Origin of the sequence: Rahnella sp. PD4 (assembly GCF_049199325.1) — a bacterium.
In the GTDB taxonomy this organism is placed as follows: Bacteria; Pseudomonadota; Gammaproteobacteria; order Enterobacterales; family Enterobacteriaceae; genus Rahnella; species Rahnella perminowiae.
The window spans coordinates 838,610-857,874 of sequence record NZ_JBLZQF010000001.1 but is presented as its reverse complement, the minus strand read 5'-3'; the positions used below and the strand labels follow the sequence as shown (position 1 = coordinate 857,874).

17 protein-coding genes are annotated in these 19,265 nt (G+C 50.6%); 8 read left to right on the top strand and 9 right to left on the bottom strand.

Translation table 11 applies throughout. The features are described 5' to 3' along the window. From ACOZIO_RS03790 to ACOZIO_RS03780, 3 genes are read right to left on the bottom strand one after another with little or no spacing between them, the layout of a single operon-like run. Positions 1–2,043 (bottom strand): FUSC family protein, encoded by a 2,043-nt coding sequence (locus ACOZIO_RS03790; protein ID WP_129951691.1) that lies wholly within the window; start codon positions 2,041–2,043, stop codon positions 1–3. A gap of 9 nt (positions 2,044–2,052) precedes the next feature. Next, entirely contained in the window at positions 2,053–2,910 is an 858-nt protein-coding gene (locus ACOZIO_RS03785) for an HlyD family secretion protein (protein ID WP_129951690.1), read from the bottom strand. A 1-nt stretch (position 2,911) separates the two neighbouring features. Then, a complete protein-coding gene (locus ACOZIO_RS03780; protein ID WP_129952130.1) occupies positions 2,912–3,136 on the bottom strand; it encodes a DUF1656 domain-containing protein in 225 nt (74 codons plus the stop codon). Between the two features lie 194 nt (positions 3,137–3,330). On the opposite strand from ACOZIO_RS03780, the gene slyA reads away from it, so the two are divergent. Then, complete coding sequence (gene slyA / locus ACOZIO_RS03775) at positions 3,331–3,765, top strand: transcriptional regulator SlyA (RefSeq protein WP_129951689.1); 435 nt, start codon at positions 3,331–3,333, stop codon at positions 3,763–3,765. Between the two features lie 111 nt (positions 3,766–3,876). Here slyA and ACOZIO_RS03770 read toward each other — a convergent pair whose 3' ends face one another. Then, positions 3,877–4,347 (bottom strand): glycine zipper 2TM domain-containing protein, encoded by a 471-nt coding sequence (locus ACOZIO_RS03770; RefSeq protein ID WP_129951688.1) that lies wholly within the window; start codon positions 4,345–4,347, stop codon positions 3,877–3,879. Positions 4,348–4,743: 396 nt separating this feature from the next. Between ACOZIO_RS03770 and anmK the strand changes: the two genes are divergently transcribed. The 5 genes from anmK (at position 4,744) to pdxY (ending at position 9,553) form a co-directional block, all read left to right on the top strand. After that, positions 4,744–5,862, top strand: a complete 1,119-nt coding sequence (anmK, locus tag ACOZIO_RS03765) for an anhydro-N-acetylmuramic acid kinase (protein ID WP_129951687.1) — start codon at positions 4,744–4,746, stop codon at positions 5,860–5,862. Positions 5,863–5,946: 84 nt separating this feature from the next. Beyond that, positions 5,947–6,258 (top strand): MliC family protein, encoded by a 312-nt coding sequence (locus ACOZIO_RS03760; protein WP_129951686.1) that lies wholly within the window; start codon positions 5,947–5,949, stop codon positions 6,256–6,258. Positions 6,259–6,486: 228 nt separating this feature from the next. Next, positions 6,487–7,152, top strand: a complete 666-nt coding sequence (gene pdxH / locus ACOZIO_RS03755; RefSeq protein ID WP_129951685.1) for a pyridoxamine 5'-phosphate oxidase — start codon at positions 6,487–6,489, stop codon at positions 7,150–7,152. A 162-nt stretch (positions 7,153–7,314) separates the two neighbouring features. After that, positions 7,315–8,589 carry a tyrosine--tRNA ligase gene (gene tyrS / locus ACOZIO_RS03750; RefSeq protein WP_421594939.1) on the top strand — a complete coding sequence of 425 codons (1,275 nt, stop codon included), beginning with the start codon at positions 7,315–7,317 and terminating at the stop codon, positions 8,587–8,589. Between the two features lie 103 nt (positions 8,590–8,692). After that, a complete protein-coding gene (gene pdxY / locus ACOZIO_RS03745; RefSeq protein ID WP_129951683.1) occupies positions 8,693–9,553 on the top strand; it encodes a pyridoxal kinase PdxY in 861 nt (286 codons plus the stop codon). A 91-nt stretch (positions 9,554–9,644) separates the two neighbouring features. On the opposite strand, the gene gstA is transcribed toward pdxY, so the two are convergent. The 4 genes from gstA to ACOZIO_RS03725 form a co-directional block, all read right to left on the bottom strand. After that, positions 9,645–10,250: a glutathione transferase GstA gene (gstA, locus tag ACOZIO_RS03740; protein WP_421594938.1), complete on the bottom strand. Its 606-nt coding sequence runs from the start codon at positions 10,248–10,250 to the stop codon at positions 9,645–9,647. A 168-nt stretch (positions 10,251–10,418) separates the two neighbouring features. Further along, positions 10,419–11,285, bottom strand: coding sequence for a 4-hydroxy-tetrahydrodipicolinate synthase (gene dapA, locus ACOZIO_RS03735; RefSeq protein ID WP_129951681.1), 867 nt, complete (start codon positions 11,283–11,285; stop codon positions 10,419–10,421). A gap of 109 nt (positions 11,286–11,394) precedes the next feature. Next, positions 11,395–13,083, bottom strand: a complete 1,689-nt coding sequence (locus ACOZIO_RS03730; RefSeq protein WP_129951680.1) for a putative bifunctional diguanylate cyclase/phosphodiesterase — start codon at positions 13,081–13,083, stop codon at positions 11,395–11,397. 567 nt (positions 13,084–13,650) lie between these two features. Continuing rightward, entirely contained in the window at positions 13,651–13,920 is a 270-nt protein-coding gene (locus ACOZIO_RS03725) for a hypothetical protein (RefSeq protein WP_129951679.1), read from the bottom strand. Between the two features lie 304 nt (positions 13,921–14,224). Between ACOZIO_RS03725 and ACOZIO_RS03720 the strand changes: the two genes are divergently transcribed. Next, entirely contained in the window at positions 14,225–15,256 is a 1,032-nt protein-coding gene (locus ACOZIO_RS03720) for a helix-turn-helix domain-containing protein (RefSeq protein WP_217234326.1), read from the top strand. 164 nt (positions 15,257–15,420) lie between these two features. Next, positions 15,421–17,316, top strand: a complete 1,896-nt coding sequence (locus ACOZIO_RS03715; protein WP_129951677.1) for a diguanylate cyclase domain-containing protein — start codon at positions 15,421–15,423, stop codon at positions 17,314–17,316. 99 nt (positions 17,317–17,415) lie between these two features. Here the strand turns inward: ACOZIO_RS03715 and dtpA are convergent, their stop codons facing one another. Next, entirely contained in the window at positions 17,416–18,927 is a 1,512-nt protein-coding gene (dtpA, locus tag ACOZIO_RS03710) for a dipeptide/tripeptide permease DtpA (protein ID WP_129951676.1), read from the bottom strand. Positions 18,928–19,265 lie beyond the last annotated feature (338 nt).

Here is a 19,265-nt window from a genome sequence, read left to right as displayed (position 1 = left end):
TTACGCGGGTTTTGTGGTACTGACCGCCGGGCCGTCTTCTGTTGAGATGGCCTGTTGTAATTGTGAAAGCGAGCAGTATAAACGCCAGATCACGCCCGCCAGTTCACGCGCCGCAGGTTCCGGATGGTGCGCCAGTGAATTGCTCATCCGCATGAGTTCAGCCAGTGTGGCGTCAAGATTTTCATGGCTGACGCCGCGCTCCGTCATCACCCCTTTCAGACAATGAATACACACGTCCCGTACTGCAGACAGGGGATCTGAACGGGTTTCCCATTCGCGCAACTGCCAGACAATGTGGCTGCAATTGAGCAGCACCACACCCCAGCGTAATAACCAGGTTCGCGAGATGTGATCTTTACTTTGATTGAGCTGGTTCATCCGGTGATAAATCAGGGATTCGAACTGAAAATGGCTCAGCGAGGGTCTGCGGCTAAGCTGATCCATAAAATCACGACGCAGGGCGCGAATAATGCGGCGGCTTTTACGCTTATCAGAGCTTGGCCTTAACACCTGGAAGGCAATCCCTGCCAGCATGACACCGGCAATTTTTGCCACGCCGTCATTCATAAAGGACTGATAGTCATACTCCGGCGGGTTCGTAACCGCTAAAAATGATCCCATAAATACAATCATCTGCCCCCATAAACCTGCATATTGTTTGTATTGAAGTTTCATCATCTGCATCGTCACCAACATCGGCAGGAAGAAGGCGCAGAACACCCAAAAATTGTCGATTTGTACCATCAGCCCGAACTTCAGCAGGAAACAGCCAGCAAACAATAATCCCAGTGATTTTATTAACAGCGTGACGCTGCTGATCGGTGAGGCCGTAGAGGAATAAAGTACGCAGCTGACGGCAGTCAGCGCCACCGCACCGGCACCGGCATCCCATTGTGTCGTCATCCAGAATGCGCAACCGGTCACAATACACAAAAACGTCCGCAGCCCGTTATACGCAGCCTCGAGGGTATCGGTGTGTTGGGCAAGGCGGCTGATTTTCGGTGTCTGTAGTGTTTCGGCTTCTGCCACGTTGGCATGTTCTACCCGCTGTAACCAACGTTCGCTGCGAAGATACAACCAGCAAAAATCGCGTAAACGTAGCCAGAAAGCCTGATGGCGGAAGTCAGCAGTATCATGCGGCTGAATATGCAGCAAAATTCTGGACAGCTGGTACTTATCCGTATCCGGTTTACGCAGTTCATTAAGCAAAACGGCCAGTACCTCCTGTAAGTTTTCAGGAGGATGGGGCCAGTTCAGCAGCATCCGGCGCAGGCTGGAAATGTAGCTGGTCATGCGTAATTGCTGATGCAGCAGATAATTGAGCACATTATTTTGGCGGCGCAGGCGGTAATGGCTCCAGAATGCCTGAATACGTAAAAGATTCATGGTCAGGATTTGTCCGATCACCCCTTCATGGGATGTTCTGATCTGATCAGAAATTTCTGTCCGCCACAGCAATTGCGCATGTTCAAGCAACTGAGTATGCATTTTGCGCAGCGAGGTGAGCAGGGCGTCGCCGTCGGAGGTGCTGGGCAGCACCATCATCATAAAACCACCGCACAAAATACCGGTGATAACTTCACCGACACGCGCCTGTGCGATATCAAAAATTTGTGTCGTATCGGTGACGTCTACGGTGGAGAACGCGATGATGGCTGCCGTGTAACCCGCCAGCGCAAAAGCATATGAGACATTGTTCTGATAATGATTGGAGACATACGTACAAATCCCCAGCCATGCGGCAATGGAAAACGTGAAGAGCCAGGGTTCATTCAGACAATGTCCGGCAATAAACACCGCGCCCGCCGCGCCCAGCAGGCTGCCAATGATCCGCCCGATACTTTTACTGATAACGCCACCCACGGTTGGGAAACTCACCACCGCCGCCGAGGTCAGGGCCCAGTAAGGCTCGTCCATCTGAAATTCAAAAGCGATATAAAGCGCAAGTATCATTGCGATGGAGTTACGCAGGGCGTAGCGCCATTGTCCCCATGTGGCTTTTCCCCACGGGGTATTTTTCCATTCCAGCCAGGAAAGATTCACTGCGCAGCCTTAATTGCGAATCGAAATGGTACAGGTCGTACCGGCAACCAGCACTTCATGTTCCGGCACATTTTCAAGTTTAATCCGAACGGGCACACGCTGTGCCAGACGTACCCATGGCACGTTCGGTTTCACATTCATCAGCAAATCTTCAGGGGTATCGAGACTCTGGTCATAAATAGCCCGCCCAATACTTTCGACCCGCCCCTGCAAAGGAATATTACCGTTAAATAACGTGATATCCGCCACGTTGCCTTCGCGAATATTTTTGAGTTTTGTTTCTTCGAAATATCCCAGAATGTAGAAAGAATGAATATCCACCAGCCCGACCAGAGGCGTTCCGGACGTGGCATAGTCTCCGCGGCGGGTTTGCAGATTGGTGATATAACCGTCGGCCGGTGCAACAAGAGTGGTTTTACTCAGGTTCCATTTGGCCTGTTCTAATGACGCCTGCGCCGCCTGATAAGCCGCCTGCATGGCTTTGGCGTTGATATTGGATTCATCAAGCGATTCGGCGGAAATAACATTGGTGCCAAGCCCTCTGCGACGCCGGGCTTCGTGACTGGCTTTGGCCAGGTCGGCCGCGGCTTTAGCTACCGCAGCTTCGGCATTATCTACCGCGATTTTAAAAGGCACAGGATCCAGACTGAACAGCGGATCTCCACTTTTAACAAACTGGTTATCATGGATATTTATTTCAATAATGCGCCCGGACACTTCCGGCGTGATATTGACAATCTCTGCACGGACTTTGCCGTCACGCGTCCAGGGTGATTGCATATAATAATTCCACATCCACCAGCCTGCGCAAATGGCGACCGCGAAAACCAGTACGGTAGAGAAGTATTTCAGTGTCTTAAATTTCATTTCAGAGGGTCACCATCAGCATCAGGGCGGCACAAATAGAGATCACAAAAAGAGATAAATCCATCAGAGTGGGATGCCAGACTTCACCGGAATAAATCCAGTCACGCAGCAGGCGATGTATCAAAAGCCAGAACACTAACCCCAGTAAAAATGCTTTGAACATCGGGGGGAAATAAAGTGAGGCACCCAGGACCAGATCCGGTAGCGGGAAGCCTGAGTGAAACATTTGCGCATTCACAATATTAATCTCTGCCGGTGATTGTGTTATAAACAAGCTTACCTTTGGAAGCAAAGACGCTGCTTCCGGATGCAATAGTACCTATCATTATATATAGAATTGTAATTTCTCGATTAATGTTCCTAAAACTAAGCTAAACTCTGGGGAGTTATCTTAGCATGCTAATTATAAGGAGGGGATAATTGGAATCGAATCTGGGATCAGATCTCGCACGATTAGTTCGTGCCTGGCGTGCGTTGATTGACGATCGGCTAAAACCGTTGGAACTCACGCAAACACATTGGGTAACACTTCATAATATCAATATGTTACCTCCGGAGCAGTCTCAGATTCAGCTGGCGAAAGCCATTGGAATTGAGCAACCGTCTCTGGTCCGTACACTCGATCAGCTGGAAGAAAAGAAGCTGATTACCCGTCAGACTTGTGCGAGTGATCGCCGTGCCAAGCGTATCAGGCTGACTGAAGAAGCCGCGCCGATCATCAATGAAATGGAATCCGTTATTGATTCCACACGTAAAGAAATTTTATCCGGCATGTCTTCTTCCGAAATCGAACTGCTGGGCGGAATGTTGTCACGGCTGGAAAAAAATATTGCTTCCCTGCAAAGCAAATCATAAAAATCGATTTTTTATTACGTCACACAGCGTTGTTTTTGATCGGACTGAAAAGAATTACCCATAAAAAAACCGAAGCCAGTGGCTTCGGTTTTTGCATTGAGGCTGTAAAAATCAGGCACCAGGGGACACCGTAATGGTGCTGCCGCTGCTGGCCATGCTCACACGCTGGCCGACGCTGAATTTGGTTGGACCGGCTTTCTGAACCACCTGAATGGTTGTACCGTCATCACGACGAATTTGCAGTTCTACACCGTTAGAACGGTTAAGCGAACTTTGCACCCCCTGACCTGCTACGCCACCGGCGACTGCTCCTGCCGCAGTTGCCAGACTACGGCCGGTACCACCACCGACGGTATTGCCCAGGAACCCGCCTAATACAGCCCCTCCGAGCGCACCAACGATATTTGAATCATCTCCTCCCTGGATTTGCACTGCACGGGTGGACACGATGGTACCGTAGGTCACTTGTTGAATTTGCTTCGCCTGGGATGCGGAGTAAACATCGCCGGACAGAGAGTTATCACTGACGCAGCCAGCAAGGGAAACGCCGGCAAGTCCGATGACGAGTAAACGCTTAATCATAAATAGCTCCTTTATTATGCTGCTGCACACGTTTCAGAGTAGCGGCACCAACAGAGAAAAAACAGTACACAAGTTCAACATCAGTGTCGAAGGTGTCATATAACATATTTGTTTCACTTTCACCTAGTATACAGAAGGCCTGTTCAACTAATAATAAACGCAGGTTTACGTTTTAGACAGCGAATGGCTCAATCAAAATACCGGCATGTCATGTTGTTATTGGTGGCTTTTAGTACACAGATATTTTCAGTGATAAAAAACGTAACAAGAAAAACACGAAGTCATCACACGCTGTAATAAAAATTCAGTTACACATGGCGCTGCCCTTCAAATACCGATTACTCTGTGGTGATTACTTTGTCTGACAATTTTCCCGGAGAGTTAAGGATGTTATCTATGAAGTCAGGTCGTTATATCGGTGTGATGTCCGGCACCAGTCTGGACGGTGTTGACGTGGTGCTGGCCGCCATAGATGAGCACATGGTCGCGCAGCAGGCCAGCTATTCACATCCTATTCCTCTTACGTTGAAAAACGCCATCCTTGGCATGTGTCAGGGGCAACAGGTCACGCTTGAGCAGGTCGGGACGCTGGATACCCAGTTGGGAATTTTGTTCGGTGAAGCGGTTTTAGGTCTGCTGAAAAGCGCCAAAGTCTCGCCGGAAGAAGTGACTGCCATTGGTTGCCATGGGCAAACGGTCTGGCATCAGCCAAAAGGGGAGGCGACCTTTTCCATGCAGCTGGGGGATAATAACCGTATTGCAGCCATGACCGGCATTACTACCGTGGGCGATTTTCGTCGCAGGGATATGGCATGGGGCGGGCAGGGCGCGCCTCTGGTGCCTGCTTTCCATCAGGCATTGCTGGCCGACCCGGCCGAGCGCCGTATGATCCTCAATATCGGTGGCATCGCCAACCTTTCAATGTTACTGCCGGGCCAGCCGGTGCGGGGTTATGACACCGGCCCCGGCAATATGCTGATGGACGCGTGGATCTGGCGCCATCTCGCCCAGCCCTATGATAAAGGGGCTGAATGGGCACATCAGGGGCGGGTGAATTTACGTTTGCTTCAGCAGATGCTGTCTGATCCTTACTTTGCCGAACCGGCACCGAAAAGTACCGGTCGTGAATACTTCAATATGGGATGGCTGGAAAAACAACTGGCGCGTGCTTGTGAAATCTCCCCGGCGGATGTGCAGGCGACGCTGGCTGAACTGACTGCGGTAAGTATCGCCGAGCAGGTGCAACTGGCCGGTGGATGTGACCGGCTGATGGTGTGCGGCGGCGGGGCGCGTAACCCGTTACTGATGGCGCGGCTCTCCGCCATGTTGCCGGGCACGGAAGTTTGCACCACCGATGCCTGTGGTATCAGCGGTGATGACATGGAAGCGCTGGCCTTTGCCTGGCTGGCATTCCGTACGTTATCGGGTCAGCCGGGGAATCTGCCATCGGTCACTGGCGCAAGTCGTGAAACCCTGCTTGGTGCGATTTATCCGGTTGTTTCAACCCGTCCCTGATGCGTTCTCGGTTTTATCTCAATGTGTTGCGTGCGCTGGCATGGTAAATAAAAGGGATAAATCAAGAGCACCCGGGAGCACCGAATGAAAAAGGCAATTATCGCGACGTTAGCAGGTCTGACCCTGGCAGGATGCAGCCAGTTCAGCCACCAGACCGAAAGTCCCACTGAAGAATTACACTACCAGTGCGGCACCTTACCGTTAACGGTTACGCTGGATAAACCGGCTAAGCAGGTCAATATGGTTCTCGATGGTGAACAGCTGAAACTGAAACAGATTGACGCCGCTTCCGGCACGCAATACAGCGATGGCCGTTACACATTCTGGTCTAAAGGCGATCAGGCTTTTGTGCAGCGCGGTGAGAACGTCATCATCGACGATTGCGTTCAAAAATAAACCTATCCGTTATATTTCAGACTGCAGATGCGTTAGCCGCATTTCCTCACCCCGGTCACATAGTTATCTGTGCTCCCGGGGATCCCCACTTTGCCGCCTTGCTGCATTATCGTGGGCAGCGTCATTTTTGATAGCCTTCCTTTCTCTTCGCTGCATCAGGAACATTGAGATCCTGACGCGGCGGGTGCACAATGCGTTTACCTTCCTAAGATACGCAACTGAATCCATATGCCTGATAACAAAGAGTTTGATATTGCGGACTCGCGCCGCGAATACACCCGTGGCGGGCTGCGTCGTGCTGATTTAACCCCTGAACCCCTGCCTTTATTTGAACACTGGCTGAAACAGGCCTGCGATGCCCGTCTCGCTGACCCGACGGCGATGGTGGTAGCGACGGTTGATGAGCGCGGACAACCTTTCCAGCGCATTGTGCTGCTCAAGCACTACGACGAAAAAGGACTGGTATTTTACACCAATCTGGGCAGCCGTAAGGCGCAGCAACTGGCGAATAACTCGCGCATCAGCCTGTTATTCCCGTGGCACATGCTGGACCGTCAGGTCATTGTGCTCGGTCAGGCCGAACGTCTGTCGACGCTGGAAGTGATGAAGTATTTCACCAGCCGGCCGAAAGATAGCCAGATCGGCGCGTGGGTATCGCAGCAGTCCAGTCGTATTTCGGCGCGCGGTGTACTCGAAAGCAAATTCCTCGAACTGAAACAGAAATTCAGCAATGGGGAAGTGCCACTGCCAAGTTTCTGGGGTGGTTTTCGCGTCAAAGTGGATTCGATGGAGTTCTGGCAGGGCGGTGAACATCGTCTGCACGACCGGTTCATTTATCAGCGTGATGAAGCTGAGACAGAAACTGGCTGGAAAATAGACCGCCTCGCACCTTAACCACGAAAAAACACGCGATTCCCTAGCGCTCGGGCGACGAGCGCTTTATTCTATGTCGTTTCCCGTAAAGGTGAGAGAAAGGGCACATGCGCGGCATGATGTCAGACATGAATCTGCACACATTCAGTACCTATTTCTGAGTACAAACAAACGGAGTCTTTGATGGCGAGCAGCAACCTGATTAAACAATTGCAAGAGCGGGGCCTCATTGCCCAGGTGACGGATGAAGAAGCGTTAGCAGAGCGACTGGCGCAAGGGCCAATTGCACTCTATTGCGGTTTCGATCCTACCGCAGACAGCTTGCATTTGGGACATCTGGTGCCTTTGCTTTGCCTGAAACGCTTCCAGCTGAACGGCCACAAGCCTGTGGCGCTGGTGGGTGGCGCCACCGGTCTGATTGGCGACCCGAGCTTCAAAGCCACCGAGCGTAAGCTGAACACCAATGAAACCGTGAACGAGTGGGTGGAAAAAATCCGTCAGCAGGTTTCGCCGTTCCTGGATTTCAGCTGTGGCGATAACAGCGCTATCACTGCCAATAACTACGACTGGTTCGGCGGCATGAACGTGCTGACTTTCCTGCGTGATATCGGCAAACACTTCTCTGTTAACCAGATGATCAACAAAGAAGCGGTGAAACAGCGTCTGAACCGCGATGACAGCGGTATCTCCTTCACCGAATTCTCGTACAACCTGTTGCAGGGTTACGATTTTGCATCCCTTTACGATCTGCACAAAGTTGAGCTGCAAATCGGCGGTTCAGACCAGTGGGGCAACATCACGTCAGGTATCGATCTGACCCGTCGTCTGCACCAGAAACAAGTGTTCGGCCTGACCGTTCCGCTGATCACTAAATCTGATGGCACCAAATTCGGTAAGACCGAGGGCGGCGCAGTCTGGCTGGATCCGAAGAAAACCAGCCCGTACAAATTCTACCAGTTCTGGATCAACACCGCAGATGCCGACGTTTACCGCTTCCTGAAGTTCTTCACCTTCATGAGCATTGAAGACATCAATGCGCTGGAAGAAGAAGACAAAACCAGCGGCAAAGCGCCACGCGCGCAGTACGTTCTGGCCGAAGAAGTGACCGGTATGGTCCACGGTGCAGAAGGTCTGGCGGCTGCAAAACGCATCACGCAAAGCCTGTTCTCCGGCTCCCTGAGCGAAATGACAGAGGTCGACTTCGGCCAGCTGGCGCAGGATGGTCTGGAGCTGTTTGAAGTGCCACGCGATACGGATCTGCAACAGGCGCTGGTCATCGCCGATATGGCACCGTCGAAAGGCCAGGCACGTACCCTGATTTCGTCTAACGCGGTTTCTGTAAACGGCGAAAAGCAGACGGATACAGAATACAGCTTCGCTGACAGTGACCGCTTGTTTGGTCGCTATACTTTGCTGCGTCGCGGTAAAAAGAACTACACACTGTTGCTCTGGGCATAAGCCTCCGGTCGGTAGAACGGGGGGCTGTGAGGCCTCCCGCTTTCGTTCACTGATATCAGTAATCCCGCCATCTCCCCGATGACGTTACAATCGGAAGTTCTTCATGAAAAGCATTCTTTCTATCCAGTCACATACGGTTTTCGGACACGCAGGTAACAGCGCGGCGGAGTTCCCTATGCGCCGTATGGGCGCAAACGTTTGGCCGCTGAATACTGTGCAGTTTTCTAATCATACGCAGTACGGACACTGGACCGGCTGCGTGATGCCGGCCGCCCATCTGACCGAAATCGCGCAGGGGATTGCAGAAATTGACCGTTTGAAGGATTGTGATGCGGTACTGAGCGGCTATATCGGTTCACCGGAGCAAGGACAAAGCATTCTTGAGATTGTCCGTCGGGTGAAGGCTGCGAATCCGGACGCCTGGTATTTCTGCGATCCGGTGATGGGACATCCTGAAAAGGGCTGTATTGTGGCGCCGGGCGTTGCTGAGTTCCATTGCAACCAGGCGTTGGTTAACTGCGACATAATCGCCCCAAATCTGCTGGAACTTGAACTGCTGAGCGGCCACGCGGTGGCAAGCGTTGACGAAGCCGTCGCCACCGCGCGGGAGCTGATCAGCAAGGGCCCGAAAATTGTGCTGGTGAAACACCTGAGTCGTGCAGGCTATCACAGTGACCGCTTTGAAATGCTGTTGGTGACTGCAGATGAAGCCTGGCATATCGACCGTCCGCTGGTTGATTTCGGTGTCCGTCAGCCGGTTGGCGTGGGCGATCTGACCAGTGGTTTATTGCTGGTGAATCTGCTCAAAGGTGAAGCACCAGATAAAGCGCTGGAGCATGTGACCGCTGCTGTTTATGAAGTCATGCTGGCCACGCATGCAATGGGTGAATACGAGCTGCAAATCGTGGCGGCGCAGGACAAAATGGTTAAACCTGAGCATCACTTCCCGGCGGTAAAACTGTAAGCACTGCCTGAACACCTCTTTTCCTGAATACACAAAAACGCCCCGTGCTGTTGCAGCCGGGGCGTTTTTTGTGATCACATCGCGAAAGCGATTATTTCAGACCTTCAGCCGACAGCGCGGCATCAACAGCCGGACGTGCGGCAACGCGTTCGAGATAAGCATTCAGTTCAGTCAGTGCGCTCAGATCAAATTTCAGCGCTTTGGCCCAGCCCATCACGGTAAACAGGTAAGCATCTGCCACGCTGAAACGCGCACCCAGCAGGAAATGATTGTCTTTCAGGCAGGCATTCACGTAAGCAAATTTTTTGCTCAGTGCTTCGCGGGTTAATGTCTTGAACTCTTCCGGCGTTTTGGGATTAAACAATGGCGAGAAACCTTTATGCAGCTCAGTTGCAACGTAGTTCAGCCATTCCAGCGCGTGATAACGGGCCAGTGTGCCGGCTTCCGGCATCAGCTGGCGGTCTGGTTTCTGGTCTGCCAGATACTGCACGATAGCCACACCTTCGGTCAGAATACTGCCATCATTGAGCAACAGAGTGGGGACCTGCCCCTTTGGATTCACTGCCAGAAAATCATCACCGGTTTCGGTTTTCCGGGTTGCCAGGTCCACTTTCTCAATGCTGAAGTCCAGACCCGCTTCACGCAAAACGATATGGGGGGAAAGGGAACACGCACCGGATTTATAATACAGTTTCATAAACACTCCATTGAATGGGCAACACATCTCACCCCGCAGTTTCATAGGGACGCAACAGGGCTATATAAAAACTGCTTCTATCCTAGAACCGGCGGGAGCAAAAGTCAGCGTTTTAATTGTGACAGTGCGTCCGGTGATTCATCTTCTGATGAACTCAACCGTCAGTTCTCAGCGCGAGTGCTGATTCAGAAAGTCCCGCACCGCCAGTTCAACATTTTCCGGTGCAGGCAGCATAGGAGAACGCAGTTCGTTATCCATTAACCCGTCCAGTGATAACGCGTATTTGATGGCCGCCGGATTGGGAGCAGAAAACATCAGCCGGATCATCGGCAGTAAGCTAAAGAAGGTTTTACGCGCTGCAGCCATATCCTGCTCTTTGAACTGCTTTATCAGCTGAACAAACTCTTCCGGGAAGATATGTGACGACGCGGCAATCGCCCCTTTACCGCCCAGGCTCAGGGTGGAAAATATCTGTACGTCTTCGCCACACAGCACGTCAAGTTCTCCGTCAGCAATCAGCGAAAGCGTCAGATCTATGCTCCCGCCGCAATCTTTGACGGCTGTAATACGGGGATGTTTGGCCAGCTGGCGGAATGTGTCCAGCTCCATCTGTACGCCGGTACGATAAGGAATATTGTAAAGCACCACCGGCACTGTGGCGTGATCTGCAATTTCCGTAAACCAGGCGACCAGCGCGGCCTGAGAGGGACGAATATAATAGGGCGCGGGGATCAGTAAACCGGCAACCGGACGGCGTAAAATCGCCTCCTGCATTTCACGGATAACGGGCATATGCGTGCCTGATAGTCCCATGATCACCTGACGGGCTGGCACTACCTCCAGCACCGCATCCAGAACCTGCAGTTGTTCTTCTTTGGTGAGCATAGGGGCCTCACCGGTTGTACCACACACCACGACGCCGTCAACGCCCCGTTTGAGCAGCCGGGTGCACAATGATTTCAGCGCAGTAAAATCAATCTCACCCTGATGAAAAGGCGTGACCAGCGGGACCCAGATACCTGAAAACGATGACATGATGTGATTCCTTAAACGGCGTGATTTATCAGCCTCGGATCATGTCAGTAAAACAGGGACGAGCGCCAATTGAATGAATTAATAAGGTGTTTTGAGTTATCTATGGTGCTTATAAATCGTTGAGCCAGATACGGGATAACATGTTCATTTCATCGCTCAGTAAAGTTTTTAACACATCAACCGGCACGGGGCGGGAGAACAGATAGCCCTGGAGATGTGAGCAACCTGCTGATACTAAAAAGGATTTCTGCAACTGATTTTCGACGCCTTCGGCAATGACGTTGAGATGCATTTTATTACCAAGCTGGGATACGGCAGAAACGATCGCGGCGGTATCATTCACTTCTGTGACATATTGCACAAATGAACGGTCAATTTTCACGCTGTCTACCGAAATATCTTTCAGCAAACTGAGGCTGGAATAACCCGTACCGAAATCATCCAGCGAAACCTTAACCCCAACCTTACGTAATTTAGCGAGATGGCTGAGGCTGGTCTCGTTGGCATTCATGACGGACGTTTCGGTCAGTTCAAGTTCGAGTCGAGAAGGCGGGAAATCTTCCTCAGCCAAAACCGCCAGAATACGCGGCCCGAAATCCTGTTCACCGAGCTGAACGGCTGAAACATTGATCGCCAGATTAAGCCGCTCAAAATTTCTGATATCGCGACATGCCTGACGCAAAACGATTTCACCGAGCTGAATCACCAGCCCGGTTTCTTCGGCCAGAGCGATAAACTGTACCGGCGAGACCTGTCCGAGCACGCCGTGGTTCCAGCGTGCCAGCGCCTCAACGCAAACGACCTTCTCATCACGGCTGCGCAAAATAGGCTGATAAACGCAGGTCAGATCGCCTTCTCTGGCCAGCGACTCCGCCAGCGCTTTCACCATAATGCGTTTACTGACGCTGCTGGCATCAAGTAATTCAGAATAAAACGAAAACATATTTTTGCCGCGCTGCTTGGCTTCCAGCAGCGCCGTATTGCCGCGGCGCATGATCTCGCCGGCGGTAATATTCTCTGCGCCAAACATCACAATGCCGAATGAAATTGTCATCATCGGATTGGCCCGCGTCAGCGTAAACGGCTGGCGCATCATCACCAGTATTTCCAGCGCCAGATTATTGGCCATTTCACTGGTCGGACTATTGCGCAGAATAATCGAGAATTCATCACCACCAATGCGCGAAACCGTTCCGCTGTTGCCGACTTCATTACGCAGACGCTGGCCGAATTCACAGAGAATGGCGTCACCTGCCTGATAGCCATATGTGTCGTTGATGTAATTGAAGTCGTTGAGATTAAGCAGGAAGAGGGCGTGAGGTTCAGGGCGATACATGCGCTGGGCGGCAATCTGGCTAAGCTCCTCACTGAGCGCCGTCCGGTTGGGCAGGCCGGTCAATACGTCATGACGGGCAAGGTAGCGGATCTGCGCTTCTGAGTTGCGCAAAAGCGAAATATCCATAATGGAGGTCAGAATGAAATGCCGTGCCTCCAGCGTAACGCGCGATTTACGCACCAGCACATTGCGGCGGTTACCTGATGGGTCAACCAGCGTTTCTTCGTTGACCGTTTTTTCGCCGGTTTCCAGAACTTCGATATCGCGTTCACGCTGCCGTGCCGCTTGTTCAGGATCCGTAAAAAAAGAAACCTCCTGACCAATCAATTCTTCCCGTGAACGCCCATAAAATTCGCTGGCTTTCTGATTAAGGAATACCAGTTTACGCTCATTATCTTTAAGGACTGTTGCTTCGGGAAGCGCATCAAGAACTGCCTGGCATATCGCAATATCTGTAAGCATGAGTTAAATACCCCGGGCAGAAAATGAGTGTGATGTGGCACTGTATGTTAACCAGTAAACTCATAAGATTGTTTTTTCCAATTATTACTCACAATTGGATGAGAATATTACCGTTGTTTTTAAATTTTAAAATTCAATTGGTTATCACGCACTAAGTAAGGTATTCGATATATTATTCGGGTGAATAACGATCAACTTAGTTCAATGCGTTTTTTAGCGACGAATTTTAGCAGTTACAAAGCATGATCTGCCTGAATGAATAAGTGCGGGCTCGCATCCTGATCAGGTATCACCGGATGCCATACTGATACTGAGCGTTACCAGCATATTATGCTGCGAATTCAGGGCTAACCAACGCTGACAGAAGCAGGCGAAAATGTCGTCAGTTAAGATCCCGGAAAAATTCGCTGAGCAAGTGTGTCAGAAATAAGCGATGAAAGAATATTACAGGTATGCAGGCGGTTATTCTGAACAATCATGGGGACCGGACAGAGGCACTTTTATCCTATTGAGGAACGACTTTATAAACGGTGAAACGGAGAAATAAAAACAGCCTGGAATGAAGTATCAGAGATGCTTTTTAGTCCCAAATTTTTCATCCCATTCGCGTCGGTAACTGCGGGATTGTTTACGACCTTTCAGCCAGAGGAAAGTACACACTACACAGACGCCCGCTGAGAAAACAATGTTACGCATATCCTGATCATAAAAAATAACCAGCACACAGTCGAGAGCCGCCACAATCGCGAACCATTTATGCATGTGCGACTGCCTGCGGGTTTCTGCATTCATTCTTTTTAGCTGGCGTCCCTCATCCAGGACTTTTCTTTTTACCATCGCACGCCCCCGGTTTGAGTTGAGCCAATAATGTGACTGACAATTAATTAAGAATAGCAAACAGAAAACGGGTTTCTGCTGCGTAATATTAACTGATCCCGGAATTATTATCGCGAACAACATGTCAGTCTGATTCGTCAAATAGCACGGTTTACTGGCTGTTTTTGCACACTTTTAGAACGCCAGCACCCACTCAAAAATAGATTTTTTTTGGTGTAAAAGTATTACCAATTGCTGCTGAGGATTGATTTCACAGCCTGTAGTGGATTATCGTTTCGGAATTATCTTAATTTTCGGTGAGAAAATGGGCGATTCATCATCACGAAAGATCGTTGATAGTGCGAACATTTATCAGGATTTCGATACCCGTTTTTACGAATGGGAAGACGGAATGTCCAGCGCAGGTTTCAAACTTGAACTGCCCGATCGCCACCGGGAAGAGTTTGACTGGGGCGTCACTGGCTACAATTTCGGTCGGGTGATTGGCGGTGTGCTGACTGTCAGTGAGCATGATATCAACCGTCAGTACGGCAATCTGTTCTCAATGCCTGATCATATCGTCATTTTCATTGTGATCGTCGGCGGGATGGCGTGTCAGTGCTTCGGCGAGCGGTTCATGCTGAATCAGGGGGATATTCTGATCCAGGATATGTCCCAGCCGATTAAAATCCATGTGTATCCGGGCGATCAGAAACCGCGTCTCGGTTCATATCAATACATTATTATGCCCAAGCACAGCCTGCATTTTAATGTTGATATCGCCTCGTTACACGGGAAGCGCATTCCTGCTGCCTCTCCGGTGAACATTATTCTGCGCAACCATTTTGCGACGATGGTGCAGGTTTTTGATCAGATGACCGAACAGGAAGTGCTGAGCACCGGTGAGGGCGCGGCGTCGGTATTCCTGCAAACCCTGCACCTGGTGGCGGGGAAAAAGGTGGAACATCCGTTTGAGCAAAGTGCACGTCTTGAGCGCATTTGTCTGTATATCGAAAAGCATCTCGGCAAACCGATCAGTATTGATATTCTGTGCAAAAATTTTGCTATTTCGCGCTCCGGGTTATATCGCCTGTTTGAACCGCTTGGTGGTATCGCGCAGTTTATTCGCAGCCGTCGGTTATTGCTGGCGAAGCGACTCCTGCGTACCTCTTCTATGTCTGATCAAAGTCTGGCTGCTATTGCGAGACAGTGTGGCCTGGAACTTAGCGCCTTACGTCGCTATTTCCATGAATTCTATGGCGCAACGCCTTCCGAAATGCGGGAGAAATTCCGCCGTGATGCTGAACAACTCGGGCAGATAGATGCCACCCATGTGAATTGGGTGGCTTCGCTTTAATGATCTGATTTGCCAATAATTGCTCAGAAAGTGTTAAATATTTACGTGTTTAGTGATCTGTCACTATTCTGATTTTTTCCTCCGCAGGGCGGAATCAGAGCCGTTTTTCCAGCCAAACGCGTAGACTCGGTGGAATAGTCATCAATAATCTTTGAGAGTGCATTATGTTATTCCCTCAACCGGCAGTTGATGAACCGGCTCGTCTTGCCATACTGGCTTCCCTGGGCATCCTGGATTCTCCCGGAATTGAGGAGATTGACCGTATTACCCGGATGGCTGCCCGGCAGTTTCAGGCTAAGGCTGTTGTAGTTTCATTGATTGACGCGGACCGGCAGTGGTTCCTTTCACACACCGGCGTTGACATTAAACAGTCTCACCGTGATATCTCATTTTGCGGTCATACCATTCTCGAATCCGGCCCGCTGATTGTCAGGGATGCCCGGCTCGATTTGCGCTTCCACGATAATCCGCTGGTCACCGGTAATCCCCATATCGTGTTTTATGCCGGTTGCGCCCTGCATTCGAAAGAAGGGGTGGCGCTGGGGGCATTATGTCTGGTTGATGACCGCCCCAGGGAATGGTGTGAGGAAGATCAGCAAACTTTGCTGGATATGACAGCGCTGGTTCAAAGTTATATTTTGCACCTCGAAAACCGGCAGTATACGGCGCGGGTAGAAGACAATCTGGCGAAAAGTGAAGCTTTGTTTGAACAGACATTTGCTCACGCTGCCGTCGGCTTCTCCTTAGTCGGACTCGACTGGCGCTGGCTGCGCATCAATCCGCAGGTATGTAATATGCTGGGATATGCCGAACATCAGTTGCGTGATTGTCTGTTGCAGGACGTGACCCATTGCGATGATCTTTATGCCGAAAACGTGCTGATTCCCCGTCTGCTTTCCGGTGAAATCAACAGCTTCAGCGTAGAAAAACTTTTACAGCGGGCGAACGGCAGTACGCTCTGGGTGACACTGACGGCCTCACTGGTGCGTAATGTGACCGGCGAAGCTCATCACTACATTGTTGTTATCAGTGACATTACTGAGCGTAAACATATCGAACAGGCGCTGTATTCGCTGCAGGAGGATCTGGAACGCCGTGTGGCTGACCGCACGCATGAGTTACAGGTGACAATGGAACAGCTCCATCAGGAAATTGCGCGGCGTCTGACCCGTGAACAGGAGCTGACGGAAAGCAAAAAACGCCTCAGGGCCATCACTGATAATATCCCCGCGCTGATTTGCCATGTTGATGCGAATGAGCAATACACGTTTGTGAATCATTTCCACGCCAACTGGTATGGCGTCGAAGAGACACAGGTCTGCGGGAAGCAGGTCAGGGAGGTCGTGGGGGAGCACAGTTATGACAAGATTAAACCCTATATTCATCAGGTGTTGCAGGGCATGACGGTGAGTTACGAAATCGAATTGCCGGATTATTACCGCCATGGCAAAGGCGGCGTTTTGCATACCACGCTGATCCCTTGCGACGATATCCGTAATGGTTATTACGGCCTTTCAACCGATATCAGCGAAATAAAAGCGCTGCAGGCTCAGCTGGAATTTGAAGCAAATCACGACCCGCTGACCGGATTACCGAACCGGCGCGCCTTCCAGCAATCATTGAGTTATACCGCCGGACATCAGGAAAAAGCAGAAACCGACATCGCATTGCTCTTTTTGGATATTGATAATTTTAAAGTCTATAACGACACCTACGGGCACGAATTTGGTGATTTGATCCTGAAGTTTTTCGGTCATACCTTACGCGATAATCTGCGTTCGCAAGATATTGTGGCACGTCTGGCGGGAGATGAATTTACCGTTTTGCTGAGTCAGTTGAACAATACTGAAAATGACGTCAGCCGCATTTGCGTCAGTCTGATGAATGCATTGCACTCAATCGAGCATGTCGCAGGCGTCCCGGTGGCATTGTCTGCCAGTATCGGTGTGGCGATAGGCCGCGCACGCCAGCCTTTGCTGCCGGATACGCTGATGGCACGGGCCGATGCCGCGATGTACCGCGCAAAACAAAGTGGGAAAGGGCGATATTATTTAGGGTAAAAGTCTGTACAGATCGGCGTTTCTTAGGTTTGGATGATTATGTTGCAAAAACGCCTCCCGGAGGAGGCGTTGATAAACTATCGGCAGAGGCTTCTGTGTTTACTGAGCAGAAGCCAGTTCAGGTTGCTTCTCGTCAGTTTCGCGATCCAGCGTCATGCGGTGCAGTTTAGATGCAGTCACCAGCATCAGCACAGCAATCACAGCTGTCGCAATACCAATCTGCAGGAAGACGTGACTGTAAATGGCCAGTGAGGCATGGGCGTCATCAATGTCAGAAGGCACGGCTGTCAGGTTGGCAACATATCCTGCGATAATCGCCGCGGCTGCGGTGGTCAGGAACCAGGCACCCATGATGAAACCCATCAGACGCTGTGGAACCAGCTGAGCCACCATCGCCAGACCCAGGCCGGAAATCATCAGCTCGCCAATACTTTGCAGCGCGTAGCTCAGTACCAGCCAGTTTACTGATACGATGCCTTGCTCATTCGCCAGGCTCGCACCCCACGGCAGCACCAGGAACGCACCGGAACATAACACCATACCCATCGCAAACTTGTGTGGCATTGGCATGCGGTCGCCGACCTTGGTGTAGATAGCTGCGAGAACCGGGCTGGCCACCATGATCCAGAATGGATTCAGCGCCTGGAACTGCTCAGGCTGGAAGCTGATACCCAGCAGGTCGTGACCTACGTTGTGGATAGCGAAGAAGTTCAGCGACGTTGGCATCTGGCTGTACAGCACAAAGAACACCACCGCTTCCATCATCAGCAGGAACGCCACAATCATCTTCCGGCGTGCAATGCCTTGCATTGAGAATGTTTCTTTTGCAAAGACAATAATGATACCCACGGAAACTACACCCAGAACCATACGTGCAATGGTTTGGTTATGCAGTAACCAGCTTGACAGGAATACCAGCGCCACGACCCCGGCCAGCACCATCAACAGTTTCTTGAATTGCAGCGGCGCGAAGTCTGGTTTCGAACCCTGACGTTTGACCCATTTGCGGCAGAACAGGAAGTTCACAATAGTGATCAACATACCCACCACGCTCAGGGAGAACGCGACGCTCCAGCCATACTTTGCAGCCAGCCACGGTGTTGCCAGCATGGAGAAGAATGAACCAATGTTCACCGACATGTAATACATGGTGAATGCGCCATCAAGACGCGGATCATCTTTTTCGTAGCAGGTAGAAAGCAATGAGGATGGATTTGCTTTAAACAAGCCGCTGCCGACGGCGATAGTCGCCATACCCAGATAGACCCAGAAGATTTCGTGGCCGGAATAGGCAACGAATGAATAACCTAACGCCAGAACAATCGCGCCAAGCACGATCACGCGTTTTGAGCCCAGCACTTTATCACCCAGCCAGCCGCCGATAGCTACAAAGCCATACACAAGCGCACTGAATGAGGAGAACAGGGTGATGGAGTCGGCTTCACTCAGGCCAAGCATTTTGACCAGGTAAACCGCCATGATCCCTTGCAGGCCGTAGTAACCGAAACGTTCCCATAATTCGATGGAGAAGATCAGGTAAAACGCTTTTGGCTGTTTGAAGGCGTTAAGACTCACGCTTTCATTGTTTGGTGTTTTGTTTGCAGTTGACACTCGTACCTCTGTTTATTCCTTCCGGCCATAGAGGGCGGAAACGCATAAGTGGCGCGAAATAAGCACCCTTTGCATTGTTATAAGATGGGATGACGGCAAGTAATGTTCACTATCTTCGTAAATGTGGCAAGGAGTTTGACATATTCCGTTACATTTAACTTATCCGGCGTGATTAATCTGTGTTCGAAATGTTATGCAGAATTAATGTTTATGTTTTCTAAATAGGCAATATGAATATGTTGTATGAATTATAGTCTCTGTTTTTACATTGTCATTGTTTTACGATGAAATGATTAATCAGTTTTATCATCTGCCATGGAGTGAATAAATAGTGAATA